The organism is Amycolatopsis sp. NBC_01480 (genome assembly GCF_036227205.1).
GTDB lineage: Bacteria > Actinomycetota > Actinomycetes > Mycobacteriales > Pseudonocardiaceae > Amycolatopsis.
The window spans coordinates 3,870,702-3,889,938 of record NZ_CP109442.1 but is presented as its reverse complement, the minus strand read 5'-3'; the positions used below and the strand labels follow the sequence as shown (position 1 = coordinate 3,889,938).

General features: G+C 70.6%; 14 protein-coding genes. 4 read left to right on the top strand and 10 right to left on the bottom strand.

The window, feature by feature from the left end:
- Positions 1-8: 8 nt before the first annotated feature.
- The 10 genes from OG371_RS18620 to ddaH all read right to left on the bottom strand — a co-directional run bounded on the left by OG371_RS18620 (position 9) and on the right by ddaH (position 14,554).
- Complete coding sequence (locus OG371_RS18620; RefSeq protein ID WP_329070906.1) at positions 9-1,916, bottom strand: alginate lyase family protein; 1,908 nt, start codon at positions 1,914-1,916, stop codon at positions 9-11.
- Positions 1,916-4,117, bottom strand: coding sequence for a bi-domain-containing oxidoreductase (locus OG371_RS18615; protein ID WP_329070904.1), 2,202 nt, complete (start codon positions 4,115-4,117; stop codon positions 1,916-1,918). Before OG371_RS18615 ends, OG371_RS18620 begins: the two co-directional genes overlap by 1 nt.
- Positions 4,118-4,124: 7 nt before the next feature.
- A complete protein-coding gene (asnB, locus tag OG371_RS18610; protein ID WP_329070902.1) occupies positions 4,125-6,038 on the bottom strand; it encodes an asparagine synthase (glutamine-hydrolyzing) in 1,914 nt (637 codons plus the stop codon).
- Between the two features lie 73 nt (positions 6,039-6,111).
- Positions 6,112-7,815: a Wzz/FepE/Etk N-terminal domain-containing protein gene (locus OG371_RS18605; RefSeq protein WP_329070900.1), complete on the bottom strand. Its 1,704-nt coding sequence runs from the start codon at positions 7,813-7,815 to the stop codon at positions 6,112-6,114.
- A complete protein-coding gene (locus OG371_RS18600) occupies positions 7,812-9,146 on the bottom strand; it encodes an exopolysaccharide biosynthesis protein (protein WP_329070898.1) in 1,335 nt (444 codons plus the stop codon). Before OG371_RS18600 ends, OG371_RS18605 begins: the two co-directional genes overlap by 4 nt.
- Before the next feature lie 143 nt (positions 9,147-9,289).
- On the bottom strand, positions 9,290-10,480 hold the full coding sequence (locus OG371_RS18595; RefSeq protein WP_329070896.1) for a glycosyltransferase family 4 protein: 1,191 nt from the start codon (positions 10,478-10,480) through the stop codon (positions 9,290-9,292).
- On the bottom strand, positions 10,470-11,786 hold the full coding sequence (locus tag OG371_RS18590) for a nucleotide sugar dehydrogenase (RefSeq protein WP_329070894.1): 1,317 nt from the start codon (positions 11,784-11,786) through the stop codon (positions 10,470-10,472). The genes OG371_RS18595 and OG371_RS18590 overlap by 11 nt, the downstream gene beginning before the upstream one ends.
- 220 nt (positions 11,787-12,006) lie before the next feature.
- A complete protein-coding gene (locus tag OG371_RS18585; RefSeq protein ID WP_329073159.1) occupies positions 12,007-12,702 on the bottom strand; it encodes a glycoside hydrolase family 75 protein in 696 nt (231 codons plus the stop codon).
- A gap of 286 nt (positions 12,703-12,988) precedes the next feature.
- The gene (locus OG371_RS18580) at positions 12,989-13,627 is read right to left on the bottom strand and encodes a polysaccharide deacetylase family protein (RefSeq protein WP_329070892.1); all 639 of its coding nucleotides are present in this window, start codon (positions 13,625-13,627) and stop codon (positions 12,989-12,991) included.
- 84 nt (positions 13,628-13,711) lie between these two features.
- A complete protein-coding gene (ddaH, locus tag OG371_RS18575; protein ID WP_329070890.1) occupies positions 13,712-14,554 on the bottom strand; it encodes a dimethylargininase in 843 nt (280 codons plus the stop codon).
- Positions 14,555-14,628: 74 nt separating this feature from the next.
- On the opposite strand from ddaH, the gene OG371_RS18570 reads away from it, so the two are divergent.
- The 4 genes from OG371_RS18570 (at position 14,629) to OG371_RS18555 (ending at position 19,154) form a co-directional block, all read left to right on the top strand.
- Positions 14,629-15,078, top strand: coding sequence for an Lrp/AsnC family transcriptional regulator (locus OG371_RS18570; protein WP_329070888.1), 450 nt, complete (start codon positions 14,629-14,631; stop codon positions 15,076-15,078).
- A 62-nt stretch (positions 15,079-15,140) separates the two neighbouring features.
- Positions 15,141-15,902, top strand: coding sequence for an enoyl-CoA hydratase (locus tag OG371_RS18565; RefSeq protein WP_329070886.1), 762 nt, complete (start codon positions 15,141-15,143; stop codon positions 15,900-15,902).
- A 259-nt stretch (positions 15,903-16,161) separates the two neighbouring features.
- Positions 16,162-18,093, top strand: coding sequence for a 2-oxoacid:acceptor oxidoreductase subunit alpha (locus OG371_RS18560; protein WP_329070884.1), 1,932 nt, complete (start codon positions 16,162-16,164; stop codon positions 18,091-18,093).
- Positions 18,090-19,154, top strand: coding sequence for a 2-oxoacid:ferredoxin oxidoreductase subunit beta (locus tag OG371_RS18555; protein WP_329070882.1), 1,065 nt, complete (start codon positions 18,090-18,092; stop codon positions 19,152-19,154). Before OG371_RS18560 ends, OG371_RS18555 begins: the two co-directional genes overlap by 4 nt.
- The last annotated feature ends 83 nt before the right edge of the window (positions 19,155-19,237 follow it).

The window sequence follows — 19,237 nt, the reverse complement described above, 5'->3', positions numbered from 1 at the left end:
GAAACGCCTCAGGTGAAGCGGAGCACGGTGGTCAGCGGTTCGGTGATGAAGCCTTGGCCCACCAAGGTGGTCGCCGGTTCGCGGCGGCCGAAGCCGGCCGAGTACCAGCCGAGCGGCGGGTTCGTCTCGCCGCGGTGCGCGGTCCAGGCGAGCCCGCCGGGCAGTTCCAGCGCCGCCGTGTGGCCCGGCCAGGCCAGCTTCGCGACGGCGCCGTCCAGGCTCACCTCGACGAGCGGCCCGAGGTGGAAGACGAGCCGGGCGGGCAACGGCGTCCCGGACTCCACCTCGTCGACCACGGTCAGCGTGCGGCCGGCCAGTTCGACGCATCGGCGGTGCACGGCCGGCGCGTAGCCGTCGTGCTCCGCGCGCCAGCGCACCGGGCCGACGGCCAGCGTCCGCGTGTTCGCGTGGCGCGTCCAGAGGAACGGCCCGCCGGACGCCGACTGGTCCGTGCCGCCGAGTTCCAGCGTGTTGTGGCCCAGCGTGGAGCGGAAGTACGAGCGCCACTCCGGTTCGCCGTGGTAGCAGTAGGTGCCGGGGTCGGCGAGGATGTCGACGCCGTCGTGGCGGACCTCCAGCGAAAGCGCGTCCGCGTGCGCGTGGGCGGCGATGGCGAGGAAGCCGTGCGGCCCGCCGTCGCAGCGGCACCAGATCTCCCCCGGCTCACCGGACGGAGTGCGCAGGATCGTCAGACCGGCGTCGAACAGGTCGTCGGGTCGGCGCGGCGGCCGCGTGCCTTCCAGCGCGGGCACCTTGGCCAGCGTGGAGAACAACGCGGTCCGCACGTCGCCGCCCGCCACCTCGGGCCACCACTCGCAGCGGCCGAAGAGCGCGTCACCCGTCGCGAGCAGCGAGGCCCAGCGGCTCACGCCGGCGCCGTCTACGACCAGCCCGTAGCCGTCGTCGGCGTCGCCCTGCCGCGGCGGCCGCAGTTCGGCGTCCACAATGGACGCCAGTGCGTCGCACATCCGGCGCAGCACCAGCCAAGTCGATTCCGGCACCACGGCACCGGCCTCCAGCGCGGCCGCGAGTCCCAGCTCCAGCACCAGCCCGTGGTACTCGGTGGCCAGCTCACGGTTGAGCCCGGAGGCGAACGTGTTGGCCTGCAGCTGCGTGTCCAGCGACCGCATCGCGGCCTCGCGCCAGGCTGGTGATTCCGGGAACCAGTCGAACGCGCAGGCGGCCGCGAGCTGTCCGGCGTCCTCGGCGATCACGTGGTTGTTGGCCGAGGAGCCGCGGCTCGGAAACGCGGCCAGCCAGCGCTGGTGGTGCCAGATCTGGTGCAGCGCCTCGGGATTGTCCTCGAACAGGCCGGGCGCGCCGGCCCAGCCGTCGAGCAGCCGCCGCACCCACACCCAGGACAGCAGCCGGATGCCCAGCTCGATCCCGCTCAGCCAGTGCACGCCGCGCATCGGCGGGTTCGCCACCCACCAGGACTTCAGGTGGTCGGCCACGCGGTGGGCGTACCGGTCGTCGCCGGTCAGCGCGTACGCCGCGGCCAGCACGGTGAGGTGCTGGTGCCGCGAGGGCTCCCAGATCTGCTTGATGTCGCCGACCGTGTCCTCGCTGCGGTAGGCGATGTCGAACGAGTAGGCCTCGCCCGGCGCGCGCCGGCCGGTCTTCGGGTCGAAGGCCCAGTCCGGCGCGACGAGGTCAGCGCGCTCGACGCCGAAGTACTCGGCGTGCCCGTCCATCAGCCGCTCGGCCGTGGCCAGCAGCTCGCGGCGGGCCTCTTCGGAGACTCCAGCGACTCCGGTGACCGGGGTGAACGGCGGGAACGCGCGATGGGGCAGCCAGCTCGCCTTCTGCCGGGCGACGCCACGCCACTGTTGCTTGCGCAGCGCTTCGGTGGCGCGGCCGGCGATCTCGGCCGGCCCCATCGCCGAAAGTCTTCGCAGGTACCAGGCGGGATCCATCACCCGAGCACCGCCGAAGGCTCCAGCCGCACCGGCGCGCCGGTTTCGAGGCTGCGGTTCACCGCGAGCGTCGCCAGCGTGGTCGCCACCAGGGAGCCGACGCTGATCGGCATCGCGACGCCGGTGGTCAGCGCCGTCACGAAGGCCTCGATCTCGGCACGCTGGCCCTTGTCGCGGCCCTTCGGGATGCGCGAGCTGGACCAGCGTTTCTTGCTGTAGACGGACGCCCTGGTGAAGTCGTCGAACTTCAGCACCCGGCCGTCGGCCAGCACGTCCAGCGTCTCCTTCGGGAACGCGGTGGATCCGCTGGTGACGTAGCTGATCGCGGCGGTCGAGCCGTCGGCGTAGCGCAGGAGCACCTGCAGGTCGTTGTTGCCCGGGGCGGCGGTGGCGTAGACCGAAACCGGGTCGCTGCCCAGGAACCAGCTGACGGTGTCGATGAAGTGCCCGCCCTCGCCGGCGAACCGGGTGCCCTCGGCGCCGGCCTGGTTGTACCAGCTGCCGGAGTCGAGCCGGCCCGCGTTCACCAGGTAGCGCACCGAAGCCGGGCCGACGCGCGGGCCGAACTGGAGCCGCGCCTCGTTCAGCAGCGGCGCGAACCGGCGGTTGAAGCCGACCTGGAGCCGGTTGTTGCCCGACTCCGCGATCGCCTCGACGATCCCGCGAAGCTCCTTTTCGGACAGTGCCAGCGGCTTCTCCACGAACACGGCCTTGCCCGCGAGCAGCGCGCGCCGGGTCAGCTCGGCGTGCGAGCTGTGCCGGGTCACGATGAACAGCGTGTCGACTGCTTCGTTCGCGAGCAGCTGGTCGAGGTCGGTGCTCGCGCGGGCGAAGCCGAACTTGCGCTTGGCGTTCGCGCCGGACAGCGCCGAAGTGGTGACCACCTCGGCCAGGCTGACGCGGTCCTGCTCGACCAGGTGCGGCAGCAGCATCGACGACGCGTAGTTGCCGGCCCCCACAAACCCGACCCTCAGCCCGCCGCTCCGCGGTTCCGGACGTGCTCTGAAGGCCACCTTGAGGGCATCTGGGTCCCTCATGGTGGCCTTCAGGGACTGCGGCGGGGAGGAGGTGAGCGGCGCGTCCGGGTAGCGGAACAGCACCGCGACGGCCTTCAACTCCCCGTCGTTGAGCGATTTGTAGGTCTCCACGGCGGAAGAGAAGTCCGCCACGTGCGTGATCAGCGGCTCGACGTCCAGCTTGTCGCGCGCCGCCAGGTCGAGGAAGCACTCGATGTTGCGCCGCTCGGTCCAGCGCACGTAGCCGATCGGGTAATCGCGGCCCTCCAGCTCGTACGACGGGTCGTAGCGCCCGGGCCCGTACGAGCGGGAGAACCGGACGTCCAGCTCCTTCTCGTAGTACGCGTTCCACGGCAGGTTCAGCGAGATCTTGCCGATGTCGACCACGCGCCCGCGGTCGCGCGCGAGCTTCGCGGCCAGCTCCACCGGGTCGTTCGTGCTACCGCCCGCGGCGAGGTAGACCTGGTCGGCGCCGTGGCCGCCGGACAGCTCGGCCACCGCGTTGGCGATCAGCCCGGAACCCGGGTGACCGCAGGCCAGCGCGCCGAGCCCCTGGGCCAGCTCGCAGCGGGACGGGTCCGGGTCGACGCCGACCACCCGTGCGCCCGAGGCCACCAGCAGCTGGACCACGAGCTGCCCGATCAGGCCCAGCCCGATCACCAGCGCGAGGTCTCCGAGCTGCGGCTCCCCGCGGCGGACGCCCTGCATCGCGATCGAGCCCACGGTGCCGAACGCCGCGTGCCGCGCGGAAAGCCCGGCAGGCACCTTCGCGTACAGGTTCTTCGGCACCCAGTTCAGCTCCGCGTGCAGCGCGTGCTCGTTGCCGGCGCACGCGACGAGGTCGCCGACGGAGACGTCGTCGATCCCCGCGCCGACCTCTTCGACCACGCCGCAAAGCGAGTAGCCGAGCGGGGTGTACGAGTCGAGCTTGTTGGTCACCTTGCGATAGGTCGCGGGCAGGCCGTTGGTCGCGACGCTCTGCATCACCTTCGCCACCTGGTCCGGCCGCGAGCGCGCCTTGCCCAGCATGGACATGCTCGCCTCGGACACCTTCATCATCTCGGTGCCGGTGGAGATCAGCGAGTACGTGGTGCGCACGAGCACGCCGCCCGGCTTGCACGCGGGCACCGGGACGTCGAGGAGTGCCAGCTCCCCGCTCTTGTAGTTCTGCACTACCTGCTTCACAACGCTCCTAGCTGCTCGACGCCGCGGCGGCCTGGGCGCCGCGGTACCAGTACTCGAGGGTCAAGATGTGCCAGAGGTGCTTGGCCCGGTCCTGCTGCCCGGCGGCGTCCTCGGCCACGAGCTTCTGCAACGCGTCGCGCCGCAGGAACCCGGATTCGACGAGCACGCCCTCGTTCACGACCTCCCGCACCAGCGGCGCGAGGTCCCGGCTCATCCAGGCCCGCAGCGGGGCGCTGAACAGGCCCTTCGGCCGGTAGACGATCTCCTTCGGCAGGATCGCCAGGGCGGCCTCCTTGAGCGCCGCCTTGCCCTGGCGTCCGACGATCTTCTTGTTGCCTGGCACCCGGAACGCGGCCTTGACCACCTCGACGTCGACAAACGGCGTGCGCACCTCGGTGGACGCGGCCATCGTCGAGCGGTCGGTGTAGGCCAGGTTCAGGCCGGGCAGGAACATCCGGGAATCGGCGAGGCACATGCGGTTGACGTAGTCGGTCAGCGAGTTGTCGTTGTACGTGTCCGTGTGCTCGGTGAGCACGTCGTCCACCTCGGCGGCCAGGTCCGGGTTCACCAGGTCGAGCAGCTCGCCGCGGTCGTACATGGTGTAGCTGCGCCGGAACGCCGTCTCTTCCGGCAGTTCCGCGAACGACAGGAACCGCTTGGCGAACCGCACCGTCCGGTAGCCGCGGCTGGCGGACGCGACCGGCAGCCGGTCCACCACGGCGCCGATCGGCCGGCGCACCGGGCCCGGCACCCGCTGGTAGCGCAGGGCCAGCTGGTTCGCGAAGTGCTTGCGGTACCCGGCGAACAGCTCGTCCGCGCCCATGCCCGAGAGGAGCACCTTGACCCCGGCCTCGCGCGCGGCCGAGCAGATCAGGAACGAGTTGATCGCCGCGGGATCGCCGATCGGCTCGTCGAGGTGGTAGGTCATCCGCGGCAGCAGGTCGAGCACCTGCGGCGCGATCTCGATCTCGTGCAGGTCGACGCCGAACTGCTTCGCGACGATCCGCGCGTACTTCAGGTCGTCCGGCATCGCCTCGAACTTGGCGTCCTCGGCGCGGAAACCGATGGTGTAAGCGGAAATCCCGGGTGTCTGCCGGGCGGCGAGCGCGGTCAGGTAGCTGGAGTCGAGGCCGCCGGAGAGGAAGGTGGCCACCGGCACGTCGGAAAGCAGGTGCTTGCTGGTGGAGTCCGCGATCACGGCGTGCAGGTCGACGTCTCCGGTGTACGCGGCGCCTTCCTCTGCCACCTGGCGCAGCGACCAGTACGTGCCGCGCTCGCTGGTGCCGTCCGGCCGGAACCGCGCCCACGTGCCGGGTTGCAGCTTCTCGGCTTCGCGGTAGGCGCACCGGCTGTCCGGCACCCAGTAGTAGAGCAGTGACGCGATGAGCGCGGCCTCGTCCATCCGGAGCGTGCCGCCCAGCTCGCCGGCCAGCGCCTTCAGCTCCGAGGAGAAAACGACACCACCGCCGCGCCGGACGAAGAACAGCGGCTTGATGCCCAGCTGGTCGCGCACCAGCACCAGCTCACCGGTGCGCTCGTCGAAGACGCCGAACGCGAACATGCCGCGCAGCCGCGGCAGGCAGTCCGTGCCCCACTCGCGCCAGGCGCGCAACAGCACCTCGGTGTCGGACGTGCCGCGGAACTTCACGCCCTTCGCTTCCAGCTCGACCCGCAGCTCGGGCGCGTTGTACAGCTCGCCGTTGTAGGTCAGGGCCAGGCCCTCGGCCACCATCGGCTGCGCGCCCGTCTCGGACAGGTCGATGATCGACAGCCTGCGGTGTCCTAAGTGGACCTCACCGGGGCCGGAACGGTGGTCGTAGCGGCCCGAGCCGTCCGGCCCGCGGTGCGTGAGGCACTTGGTGAGCCGGTCGGTCAGCGGGCCGCCGTCCGGCCAGTGGTAAGCACCTGCGATGCCGCACATCGGCGTTCGCCTCTCTGCAGGTCAGGACTCGTGAGTGTTTATGACGGTTAGAACCGTCATAAACACTCACGAGTCAGGTCTGGTGGCCGTGGCCATTGCCGACGGTGGTGCCCGAGGGCGGGACGATCGGGTGGAACCGGCGGGTCGGCGCGTCGAACGAGTCGGTCCCGCGCGGGACCACGACGGGCGGGGCCACCACGGTCTGCTCGTCCGGCAGCTCCACCGGCCAGTCGATCGGCCGCTCCGGCTCCTGCTCGACGAACTTGCGCGGCCCGGCCTCGGCCGGGATGTGCTTGACCGGGACCCGTTCGGCCGTGGCGTGCACGGCCGGCTCGCCCTCGACCTGCTTGGCGGCGACGGCCGAGGCCCGGCCCCGCAACGCCGTGTGCAGGCCGTCCCAGAGTGTGCCGTCGGTGTGGTCCTTCGGGTCCGGGTCGACCAGCACCACGCCGGCGATCGGGATCCGGCAGTCGGCGAGCTGGCGCGCGACCGTGTGCAGCCACAGCGTGTTCGCGTGCCCGGCGCGGACGACGAGCACCGCCTCCGTGCCCAGGTATTCCAGGTCCGTCCACGCGGTGCCCGGCGTGACCGTGCCGACGCCGATGCGCCGGGACGCCGCGTCGATCGCCGCGTCACCCGCGCCGGCCACCCGCACGTCGCCCTCGACCGGCAGCTTGCCGACGTCGCGGTGCGGCAGGTCGTCGACGACTACCACCGGGCCGTCCTCGGCCAGCTCCTTCGCCAGGTTCAGCGCCAGCTCCGCGGCGACGCCGGGCGCGCCCAGCTCCAGCACCGCAAGCGGCCCCCGCTCCGAGCGGATGGCGCGGGCCAGCGTGACCGCCACGCGCTTGCGCTCCACCACCGCCGAGCCGCGGGACCAGAGCCGCGACGGGCCGGGCAGTTTCGAGCGCAGCTGGGCGATCACCGAGGCGCCGAGGTGCTCGGCGATCTCCCGGCGCAGTACCGGCCGGTCGCGCACCAACGCCGTCACCGCGGCGAATCCGAGGCCCAGCGCCAGTCCCAGCGCGAGGCCGATGGCGCCGTCCGTGGCACCGGTCTTCAGCAGTGACGCCGGCAGCACGACCGGCGCGTCCACGATCTGGGTGCCCGCGGCGACCTGCGGCGTGCCGATGCCCGCCTGCTGCGCCTGGTTCTGCAGGTCCGCGACCTTCGACACCAGGTCGGCCCGCTGCGTGTAGAGCTGCTCGAGCGTGCCCGCGTTCGCCTTGCTGCCCTTGTCGGTCTCGGCCGCGACCTGCGCGTCGACGTCCGCCAGCTGCTGCTGGGCCTGCGCGCGCTGGTCCAGCAGCGCCTTGGCCTGCGCGGTCGCGGCGGCCTGGTTGCGCTGCACGTGGTCGGCGATGAACACGTCGGCGAGCGCCTGTGCCTTGGCGACGGCGTCGGCGTTTGTCTTGGCCTTGACCGAAACCTGCATGATGTTGTTGGTCATGCCGAGGCCGGTGTACTCCTTGAGGAAGTCCGCCGGCGCTTCCGTGCTGCCGAGCTTCTTCAACGCCGCGGAGGCGATCTTCCCGGTCTGCAGCACCGCGACGTCGGTGCGCATCAGCGTGCCGCTGTCGGTGGGCGAGTCGTCCGGGTGCACCACGAGGACCTTGGTGACGGCGGTCGGCGCCGCGGGCAGCACGACCGCCGAAGTCCCGCCGATCACCAGCCCGGCCAGCGCGAAGCCGAGCCACAGCCGGCGACGGCGGCGCAGGGCCACGCCCAGGCGGTGCAGGTCGACCAGCGGCGGGGAGGAACTCTGCGGACTCGTCACGCCGAACCAACCATCACGTCACGGTCCGCCTGGACCTCGGGTGGACCCGCGTCGGCGGGTTGGTCACGCGTCTTGCCCTTCACGCGGACAGCGCGGGTGAGCACGGCGCCCAGCACCTCGTGCCCGGCGTCGGCGCAGGCCTCCGCGATGGCGACCAGTTCCCACGCGTTGCGCGAGCCGAGGGAGAGCACCACGAGCACGCCGGTGCTGCCGTCCGGCACAACCGGTTGCGCCACCGTCACTTCGGCGATGGTCAGCTCGACGCGGGGCCGGGCGGCGTCCGCCAGGTTCGTGAACTGGGCGACGGCCTGCTTCGCCACGGTGTCGCCCTCGGCGACCAGCACGAGCAGCCGCCGGACCCCTTTTTCGGCCGTCAGCCGGGCGAGCACCCGGTGGTACCGCCGGTCGCGGCTGGCCCGGTCGGCCGAAGCCGGCATCTGGGGCAGGTGCCACGGCCGGTCGCTGCCGGTGAACCGGCGCAGCCGCGCCCGGAAGCCGACGGGCTTCGCGCGTTCGGCAGGCTCGGGCACGTCGACGGCGGCCAGCACGGGCGCGCCGAGGGCCGAGCCGATCTCCTCCTCGCCGCGCAACCGTCGATCGGTGCGCGCGCCGAAGAGATAGCTGAGCAGGCCGATCAGGAAGAAAAGGACCGCGCCGCCGGCGATCAGCTGCGGCTGGGTGGGCACAGCCGCGGACGTCGGCCGTTCGGCCGGGCCCATCACGACCATGTTGCCCGAGCCGGTGGCGGCGTCGGCCGCGTTGAGGTTGTTCATCGCCTGTTCCAGCGAGGTGCGCAGGCCCTGCAGCTCGGTCCGCACCTGCACGGCCTCGACGGTCTGGCCGTCCTGCACCGAGCGGGACAGGTCGAGGATCCGCTGATTGGTCTGGGTCACCTGCTGCCGCAGTGATTCGCGCTGCTGCTGCGCGAGCTGGGCCGCGCTGTTCGCCGAATTGCTGAGCAGCTGGGTGGAGTACTTGACGAACTCCTTCGCCACCTCGTCCGCCAGCTGCTGCGCCGACACCGGGCTGTCCCCGCTGGCCGTGATCGTCACGACGTTGCCCTGCGCCACCGAAGCGGTCACCGACTTCTGCAGGTCCGTGCCGCTGACCCGCAGGCCGAGCGTGGCCGACGCGCGGTCCAGCACCACGGAACTGGTGGCGACCTGCGCTTGGGTGAGCAGTTCGTCGGCCTGGCGCGGGCCCTGAAGCAGCACGCTCGCCGAGGTCTCGTACCCCGGCGAGAAAACCAGCGAAGCGCCGGCGCCGACTCCCGCGCCGATCACCGTCAGCAGCAGCAACGCCCGCCACCGCCGCCGGAGGAGCACTCCCACTGTGGAAAGCCGAACCGTGTCGTCGCTCAAAGCGGGGTCCCTTCCCACATTTGCACTTCACTGGTGGCGTGCGGAGTCATAGACCCCGTCGTCAGCCCGCGGGTGTTGGTTACAAATACCCTCGATGCTTGTTCAAACCGCGATCAAGACCGGACAGCCCGCTCATACGCGGCCAGCAGCGCCTGCTGCGAATTCCCCCAAGCCAACGGCCCGCTGACCCGCTCCTGGCCGAGCTTGCCCATCCGGGCGCGCTCCTCCGGGGCGTCGAGCAGCTCCCCGACCAGCCGGGCGAACTCGGCGACGTCGTTGGGTGGGGCGTAGCGCGCGGCCTCGCCGGCGGAAACCCGGGCCTCCCGCAGCTCGAACGAGACGATCGGCTTGCTCATCGCCATGTACTCCATGATCTTGTTCATGGTCGACACGTCGTTGAGCGGATTGAGCGGGTCCGGCGAAAGGCACACGTCGGCCGCGGACAGGTAACGCAGCAGGTCGGCGTCCGAGACGCGGCCGGTGAACTCGACCTGGTTGTCCAGGCCCAGCTGTTTCGACAGCGCCACCATCTCGTCGAAGGTGTCGCCGGCGCCGACGAACACGGCCTGCCAGTCGTCGCGGCCCACCTCGTCGCGCAGCGAAGCCAGCGCGCGCAACGCGTAGTCGACGCCGTCCTGCGGGCCCATCACGCCGAGGTAGCAGAGCAGATGTGGCTTGCCCCGCTTGAGTTCCGGCTCGACCGGCACCTCGTGGAACCGCTCGACCACGGGCGCGCTGCGGACCACGAACACGTCCTCGGGCCGCTTGCCGCCGCGGATCAGCGCCACCTGGCGGTAGCTCTCGTTGGTGGCGATGACGACGTCGGCCGCCCGGTAGGTGGACCGCTCCAGCGCGCAGACGCCACGGTAGAGCACGTCCTGCCCGCGGTCGAACCGCGAGAGGTACAGCTCCGGCACGAGGTCGTGCTGGTCGAAGACGAACTTCGCGCCCTGGCGCTTGAGCATCCGGGCGACCAGGAACAGCAGGTCCGGCGGGTTGCAGGCGTGCACGACGTCGACCGGGCCGATCCGGCGCGCGAGCCGGAACGTGTGCCACAGCGCGGTGCCGTACTCCTGCAAATACCCGGCCGGGCCGCCGGTGGCCGCCGTGAGCGGGTAACGGTGGATGTGGACCTGGTCGATCACGGCCTCGGTCTCGGTGTCACGTTTGGTGCCCTGCGGGCAGATCACGTGCACCTCCCAGCCGACGTCGCGCAGCGTGGTGCACTCCTGCCACACGCGGCGGTCGAAGGGGACCGAGAGGTTCTCGACCAGGATCAGCGCTCTTCTCTTGTCACCAGGCAAGACCGACGTATCCCTCTTCGGCCCGGCGCGCCTCGGCGTCGGGGATGCGGACCAGGTCGACGAGCGTCTGCCCGCCGCCGTGCGGGAGCGCGGCCAGCACCGCGGGGTCGGCCGTGCCGATCAGGCAGACCTCGGCGTGCGCCAGCACCTCTTCGACGGACCCGGCGAGCAGCTGCCCGAGGTGCGGCAGCCGGCCTTCGATGTACTCGCGGTTCGCGCCCATCAGCCGGGAAAGGCTGACGTTCGCGTCGTAGATCTTGAGGTCGTAGCCCTTGCCCAGCAGCCGCTCGGCCAGCTCGACCAGCGGGCTCTCGCGCAGGTCGTCGGTGCCGGGCTTGAACGACAGCCCGAACAGCCCGACCTTGCGCTTGCCGGTGCGCGCGACCAGGTCGAACGCGCGCTGCAGGTGATCTTCGTTGGAGGGCAGCACATGCGCGAGGATCGGCACCGAGACGTCCGCGCGGTGCGCCGCGTAAACCAGCCCGCGCAGGTCCTTCGGCAGGCACGAGCCGCCGAACGCGAAGCCGGGCCGCAGGTACGCGGGGCTCACGTTGAGCTTGCGGTCGGCGAGGAAGACGTCCATCACCTTGTGCGAGTCGAGGCCCAGCGCCCGGCAGACCGAGCCGAGCTCGTTGGCGAAGCCGATCTTGAGGCCGTGGAAGGCGTTGTCGGCGTACTTGGTCATTTCCGCGACCGGGATCGGCACGCGGAAGACGTCGCCGGGCAGGCCCTCGTAGAGCTCGGCCACCACGTCGCCGCTGGCCGGGTCGATCTCGCCGATCACGGTCTTGGGCGGGTCGAAGAAGTCGCGGACGCTGCTGCCCTCGCGCAGGAACTCGGGGTTCACCGCGACCCCGAAGTCGACGCCCGCCGTGCCGCCACTGGACTTCTCCAGGATCGGCACGAGCAGGTCCAGGCAGGTGCCTGGCAGCATGGTGCTGCGGAATACGACCGTATGCCGCGTTCCTTTGCGTGCCAACGCTTCGCCGATCTGGTCGGCGACCCGTTCCAGGTACTCGGTGGACAGGCTGCCGTTGGCCGCCGACGGCGTGCCCACGCACACCAGCGACACGTCGCTCGTCGCGACGGCCAGCGCCACATCGGTGGTCGCCCGCAGCGCCCCGGACGCCACGACTTCCGCCGTCAGCTCCCCGATCCGCTCTTCGACCACCGGCGCGTGGCCTTGCGTCACCAAATCGACTTTCACCGGATTCACGTCGACACCGACGACCTCGTGCCCACGCCCCGCCAGGCAGGCCGCGGACACACACCCCACGTAACCCAGCCCGAAGACACTGATCTTCACGCCCGAACCTCCGCCCGTTAGCTGACGGGTTGGTCGGCAGGCGGGGGCCGTTCGTTACCACTTTCGGCCACCGGGGGAATCGTTACCGAATCCCGGTATCGATTTCGCTTTTTTTGCCTCGCGTGCGGCGGTTTTCATTGCCGTTGGGCCATTTCCGGCCAAGAAGCGACGAAGCGCCGGGGGAAGCCGCGAAAGCTTCCCCCGGCGCCGCGTGGGCCGGTCAGTTGCTGTTCACGAAGGTGGTGGCGAGACCCTGCCCCGTGCTCGTGGCGCTGCCGTGGTCCTCGATGGGCGAGACCTCGGAGTTCTTGAAGCAGATGTAGGTGACGCCGGAGTCGGTGCCGCCGTTGGACGGGTCGGGGTTGATGCCGAGGTCGTTGGCCGTCGCGTAGGAGGCCTCGCCGATGATCCCGGTCGGCCCGGTGTCGCCGATCACCGCGTACTCGACCTTGTTGTTGTAGATCACCGCGCACGACCCGCCGCCCTTGAGCTGCGAGGACTCGTAGTTCCACTTGCTCGAGGCACTGGGCACGACGATGTACGGCAGCTTCGCGGCGTCGAGAGGCTGGTCGTCGGACTGGTGGAACGCCGTGTCGGGCTGGAAGCAGCAGTCGGTGTTCTCGTTGCACTGCGTGGTCCGCTGCCCGTCGCAGTCGATGTCCATGTCGGCTTTCCAGAACACGGCGCCGTTGGCGTCGCAAACGGCGACCGTGTCCGACGAAGCGTCCTCGTCGGTCTTGTACTTCCCGTTGGACACCTGCTGGCAGCCCGTGGTCTTCGCGAGCAGCTCGGCGGCAGTGGGCGCCGCGGCCGGCGCGGCCTGGCCGTGCCCCGCGGGCACCGAAGCCGAAGCGACAGCCGACGGCATCACAGTGGCAGCGAGCACCACCGTCGCGAACAGGATCAGCTTCCTCATCATCTGTCGCACTCCCTCTGGTTAGGAAACTTTCCTTACAGATTCGCGGCGTGCCAACAGAATGCCCCTGCGCGTTACACCTTTCAACTTGGGCGAGGCGTACTTCCCCACCACCGGAACACTTTCCCCATCACCGAGACGCCCCGCCCCCGTCACCGAATACCCAGGCCCGGCCCGGCCTGCCGCCAAGGCCCCCTTAACCGCGTCCAACGCCGGTAAGGAGTCCTTACCGGCGTCCGACCCCAGCGGAGCAGGTATCGCCAAAGCCCGGCCACCCGCCCGAACGTCAGCCCCACCACCGTCCGCCCAGCCCCCGCCGCAGTCCCCCGCCGGTGCCGAGCGCCGCCTTCACCCACCCCGAGTCCATCTCCCGATGCACCTGGACCCGCGGCTGAAGCCATCCCCCGGGCCCGGTCCCCAGCGACCGCGAACTCGAATAGACCCGCGTGGCCCCCGCGGCCCGCAGCCGCCCGAGCACCCGCCGGTCCAGCCGTCCCGAAGGCAGCGAGTACCGGCAGACCGCCCGTCCGCTCAGCTCGGTCAGCAGCTGCGGCGCCGCCTCCAGCTCACGGCGCGCCTGCCGGTCGTCCAGCCGTCGCCAGTCCCGGCGCTCCCAGCCGTGGGAGCCGACGTGCATGCCCGCGTCGACCAGCTGCCGCAGCCCGTCCGGATCGACGTAGCCCCGCTCGCCGACGCGGCCGGCCAGCGGGAAGAACTCCGCCCGCAGCCCGCGCGAGACGAGCCGCGGCAGCGCGACCTCCACGTCGGAGGCGTTGCCGTCGTCGAAGGTCAGATGGGCGTCTTCCTGCTCGGCGACGGCTTCGAGCAGCCGGTCGAACTGCTCGACCGTGATCCAGCGCTCGTCCTCCCCTGGATCGAGCGGGCGCTCCGGACGTCCTACTCCGTGTACCGCGAAGTTGACCATCGCGCTCCCCTCCGAGACCGTGCGTACCCCCGTTTCACGATTAATCGGATTGGCAAATGGAGTAGTTACACTGTTGACACAAAGTTATTTGCGAATCTCCAAAGTGCAGCACTTCGGACCGCCGCCGGCCTTGCGCAACTCGGAGATGTCGACGTGCACTGGGTCGTACCCGCGGGCCGCCAGCCGGGCCGCCAGCTCGGTCGCCTCCAGCGGCAGGACGACGTTGCGCCCGTCGGAGACGCCGTTGAGCCCGAAGCACTCCGCGTCGGCCGCCGTCGCGATCACCGCGTCCGGGAAGAGCCGCGCCAGCACCCGCCGGGAGCCGGGCGAGAAGGCCTCCGGGTAGTACGCGATCTGCGCGGGGCCGGCGTCCGTGGCCTCGGTGAGCACGAACAGCGCCGTGTCCAGGTGGTAGTAGCGCGGGTCGACCAGGCTCAGCGAGACGACCGGGACGCCCAGCGCCTCCTGTGCCTCCGCGTGCGCGGCCGGGTCGGTGCGGAAGCCGGTGCCGGCCAGCAGCAGCCGCCCGGTCCAGGCGAAGTCGCCCTCGGCCTCGTTGACCTTCTCCGGCATGGTGATGTCGCGGTAGCCGTGCTCGACGAACCAGCGGCGGAAGTGCTCGGCCTCGGCGGTGCGCTGCGGCGCCCGGAACCGCGAGCCGAGCACGCGCCCGTCCACGACGGTGCCGGAGTTCGCGGCGAAGACCATGTCCGGCAGCCCGGGCTGCGGGTCGATCTCCTCGACGGTGTGGCCGAGGCGGCGGTAGGTGTCGCGCAGCTCGGTCCACTGCGCGACGGCGACGTCCGCGCTGACCGGCTTGGTGGGGTCCATCCAGGGGTTGATCACGTAGTCGACCGCGAAGAACCGCGGCGCGCACATGAGGTAACGGCGGGTGGTCGGCACTCGCTGCTCAGCTGTTCCCGGCATACCTGAAGACTAAGGTTGACCTAATATCACAATCAATCGCTGTTTGCTGCGCGTATACCTGCTAAACATTGCGTGTGAACAGCATCGACCAGCGAATCGTTTCCTGCCTGGTGGCCAACGCGCGTTCCAGCTACGCGGAGATCGGCAAGGTCGTCGGTCTGTCCGCGCCCGCGGTGAAGCGGCGCGTGGACCGGCTCCTCGAAACCGGGGTCCTGCGCGGCTTCACCGCGGTGGTCGACCCGGAGGCGCTCGGCTGGGGGACGGAGGCCTTCGTCGAGGTCCACTGCCAGGGCAACGTCACGCCCGCCCGCATCCGCGCCCGGCTCGAACCGCTGCCGGAGGTCGTCGCCGCGTACACCGTGTCCGGCGCCGCGGACGCCATCGTCCACCTGCGCGCGGGCGACATCCACCACCTCGAGACGGCGCTGGAACGGTTGCGCGGCTTGGAGATCATCGACCGCACCGTGTCCACGGTCGTGCTGTCCCGGCTGTTGGAACGGCCACCGAACCCCAAAAGCTCGTGAGTGTTCATGCCGGTTAGAACCGTCATAAATACTCACGAGTCCTTCCTGGGAAGGTGAGCCCCATGACCGACCGCATCCACAGCGAGCACGACCAGGGCGTCGCGCTCCTCACCGTCGACGCGCCGAAGAGCCGCAACGCGCTGACCCTCGACCTGTCCGCCGAACTCGCCGCGGCCGTCGCGCGGGCCGAGGCCGACGAGTCCGTGCACGCCGTGGTGGTCACCGGCGCGCCGCCCGCCTTCTGCGCGGGCGCGGACCTGACCGCGCTCGGCGCCGCGGGGGAACAAGGCCTCCGCGCGGTGTACGAGGGATTCCTCGCCGTCGCGCGCTGCGCCCTGCCGACGATCGCCGCGGTCGGGGGCGCGGCCGTCGGCGCCGGGCTGAACCTCGCGCTCGCCGCGGACGTCCGGCTGGCCGGCCCGCGCGCGAAGTTCATCCCGCGGTTCCTCGAGCTGGGCCTGCACCCTGGCGGCGGGATGACCTGGATGTCGCAGCGCGCCGTCGGCCCGCAGCAGGCCGCCGCGATGACGCTGTTCGGCGAGGCGCTCGACGCCGAGGCTGCGGTGCGCGCCGGCCTGGCCCTCCGGCTGGTCGAAGGCGGCCACGACGAATTGGTCCAGGCCGCCCGCGACCTCGCCGCGCCGGCCGTGGCCTCGCCCCGCGAAGTGGTCTTGTCCACCAAGCGGACGCTGCGCCACACCGGCGGCCTGACCCAGCACGCGGCCGCGGTCGACGCCGAGATCGGGCCGCAGCTGGAATCGCTGGCCGCGCCCGCGTTCGCCGAGCGGCTGGCGGCGATGAAGGCCCGGATCAGCGGGCGGTAGGGGCCGGCAGGAGACGCGCGTCACTGCGTTCGGCCCGGTCATCCCTTTACCATCGGTCGAGCAGAGCTGAATTGTGTCCGCCACCGCGGCCGGGCCCGGAATCCTTCCGGTCCGGGTACCCCACACTTCGGGAATACCCGAGTCCCCGACGAGTAGCCTCGGGGTAGGCCTGGTGATCCAGCCGACATCGCCGGGCGGGCGTTCATCCCGGGGCCGACCCGGGGCCGCAGTACGTCGGGAGAGAGGGATTCCCTGACCTATGAGCACGAGTGCGAACGGCAGCGGGACCGGTGACGGCCCCAGCTCCCTGACCGCAACCAGGTCCACCGAAGTCAGCAAGCTGGACCGGGTGGTCATCCGGTTCGCGGGCGACTCCGGCGACGGTATGCAGCTGACCGGCGACCGCTTCACCTCCGAAGCGGCGGCGTTCGGCAACGACCTGTCGACGATGCCGAACTTCCCGGCCGAGATCCGCGCCCCGCAGGGCACCATCCCCGGTGTCTCCTCGTTCCAGGTGCACTTCGCCGACTACGACATCCTCACCCCCGGCGACCGGCCGGACGTGCTGGTGGCGATGAACCCGGCGGCGCTGAAGGCGAACCAGCGCGACGTGCCCAAGGGCGGCACGATCATCCTGAACACCGACGAGTTCACCAAGCGCAACCTGGTGAAGGTCGGCTACGAGAACGACCCGCTGGACGACGACTCGCTCTCGTCCTTCCAGGTGCACCGCGTCGCCATGTCGACCCTGACCCAGGGCGCGCTGGCCGAGACCGGGCTCGGCAAGAAGGACGCCGAGCGGTGCAAGAACATGTTCGCGCTCGGGCTGCTGTCGTGGATGTACCACCGGCCGACCGAGGGCACGGAGCGGTTCCTCAAGGAGAAGTTCGCCAAGAAGCCGGACATCGCCGAGGCGAACATCCTGGCCTTCCGCGCGGGCTGGAACTACGGGGAGACCACCGAGTCGTTCGCGACCACGTTCGAGGTCGCGCCCGCGAAGCTGAACCAGGGCACCTATCGGCAGATCACCGGGAACACCGCGCTGGCGTACGGGCTGATCGCCGCCGGTCAGCAGTCCGGGCTGCAGATCCTGCTCGGCACGTACCCGATCACGCCGGCCTCGGACATCCTGCACGAGCTGTCCAAGCACAAGAACTACGGCATCATCACCTTCCAGGCCGAGGACGAGATCGCCGGCATCGGCGCGGCTCTGGGCGCCTCCTACGGCGGCGCGCTGGGCGTCACCTCGACCTCCGGGCCGGGCGTCGCGCTGAAGTCCGAAGCCGTCGGCCTCGGCGTGATGACCGAACTGCCGCTGGTGGTCATCGACGTGCAGCGCGGCGGACCGTCCACCGGGCTGCCGACCAAGACCGAGCAGGCCGACCTGCTGCAGGCGATGTTCGGCCGCAACGGCGAGTCCCCGGTGCCGATCGTGGCGCCGCTCTCGCCCGCGGACTGCTTCGACGCGGCGATGGAGGCGACCCGGATCGCACTGAAGTACCGGACCCCGGTGCTGCTGCTGTCCGACGGCGCGATCGCGAACGGCTCCGAGCCGTGGCTGGTGCCGAACGTCGAGGACCTGCCGGACCTGCGCGTCGAGTTCGCCACCGAGCCCAACGCGGACGACGGCTCCGGCGAGTTCTGGCCGTACGTGCGCGATCCCGAGACGCTGGCCCGCGCGTGGGCCGTGCCGGGCACGCCCGGCCTGCAGCACCGCATCGGCGGGCTGGAGAAGGCCGACCGCACCGGGCACATCTCCTACGACCCCGACAACCACGACAAGATGGTCCGGCTGCGCCAGGCGAAGATCGACGGCATCGACGTGCCCGACGTTGTGGTCGACGACCCGTCCGGCGGCAAGGCGCGGGTGCTCGCGCTCGGCTGGGGCTCGTCCTACGGTCCCATCGGCGCCGCCTGCCGGCGGGTGCGGAAGCTGGGCATGCCGGTCGCGCAGGCGCACCTACGGCACCTCAACCCGTTGCCCGGCAACCTCGGCGACATCCTCCGCTCCTACGACAAGGTCGTGGTGCCGGAGATGAACCTCGGCCAGCTCGCCCTGCTGCTGCGAGCCAAGTACCTGGTGGACGTCCACTCGCACACCAAGGTCGCCGGCCTGCCGTTCAAGGCCGAGGAGCTGCAGGACCTGTTCCGCGAGATCATCACGAGCGTTACCCCGGAGGGCGTCAAGTGACTGCCATCGACCTCGGGCTGCCCCAATTGGGCGGCCTGGACCTGGTGCCGACCACCGAAGAGCCGCAGAAGGCCAAGGACTACAAGTCCGACCAGGAAGTCCGCTGGTGCCCCGGCTGCGGCGACTACGTCGTGCTCAATGCCGTGCAGTCGTTCCTGCCGACCCTGGGGCTCAAGCGCGAGAACATCGTGTTCGTCTCCGGCATCGGCTGCTCGTCGCGGTTCCCGTACTACCTCAACACCTACGGCATGCACTCGATCCACGGCCGCGCGCCGTCGATCGCGACCGGGCTGGCCACCACCCGCCCGGACCTGTCGGTGTGGGTCGTCACCGGTGACGGCGACGCGCTGTCCATCGGCGGCAACCACCTGATCCACGCGCTGCGCCGCAACGTGAACATCAAGATCCTGCTGTTCAACAACCGGATCTACGGGCTGACCAAGGGCCAGTACTCGCCCACCTCCGGGCAGGGCATGGTCACCAAGTCGACCCCGATGGGCTCGCTGGACTCGCCGTTCAACCCGCTTTCGCTCGCGATCGGTGCCGAGGCCTCGTTCGTCGGGCGCGCGCTGGACTCCGACCGCAAGGGCCTCACCGAGGTGCTGCAGGCCGCGGCCGAGCACCGTGGTTCGGCGCTGGTCGAGATCTACCAGAACTGCCCGATCTTCAACGACGGCGCCTTCGACGTGCTGAAGGACAAGGACGAGGCGGCCCAGCGGCTGATCCCGCTGAAGGCCGGCGAGCCGATCCGGTTCGGCCCCGAGGGCGAGTTCGGCGTCCGCCGCGGCGACTGGGGTGGTCTGGACATCGGCAAGGTCAGCGACATCGGCGAGGACAACCTCGTGGTCCACGACCCGTCGATCGCGGACACCACCTACTCGTTCGCGCTCTCGCGCCTGGGCGACCAGAACCTGACGCACACCCCGATCGGCATCCTGCGCCAGGTCGAGCGGCCCACCTACGACGACGGCGCCCGCGCCCAGGTCGAGCAGGCCCGCGCGGCCCGCAAGCCGGACCTGCAGGGTCTGTTGCGCGGCAAGGACACGTGGACCGTCGTCTGACCTGAATGGACAGAGAAAGGGCCACCGCTCGGTTTCCGGGCGGTGGCCCTTTTCTTGGGTCCGATGTGGACTTTTGTCATTCG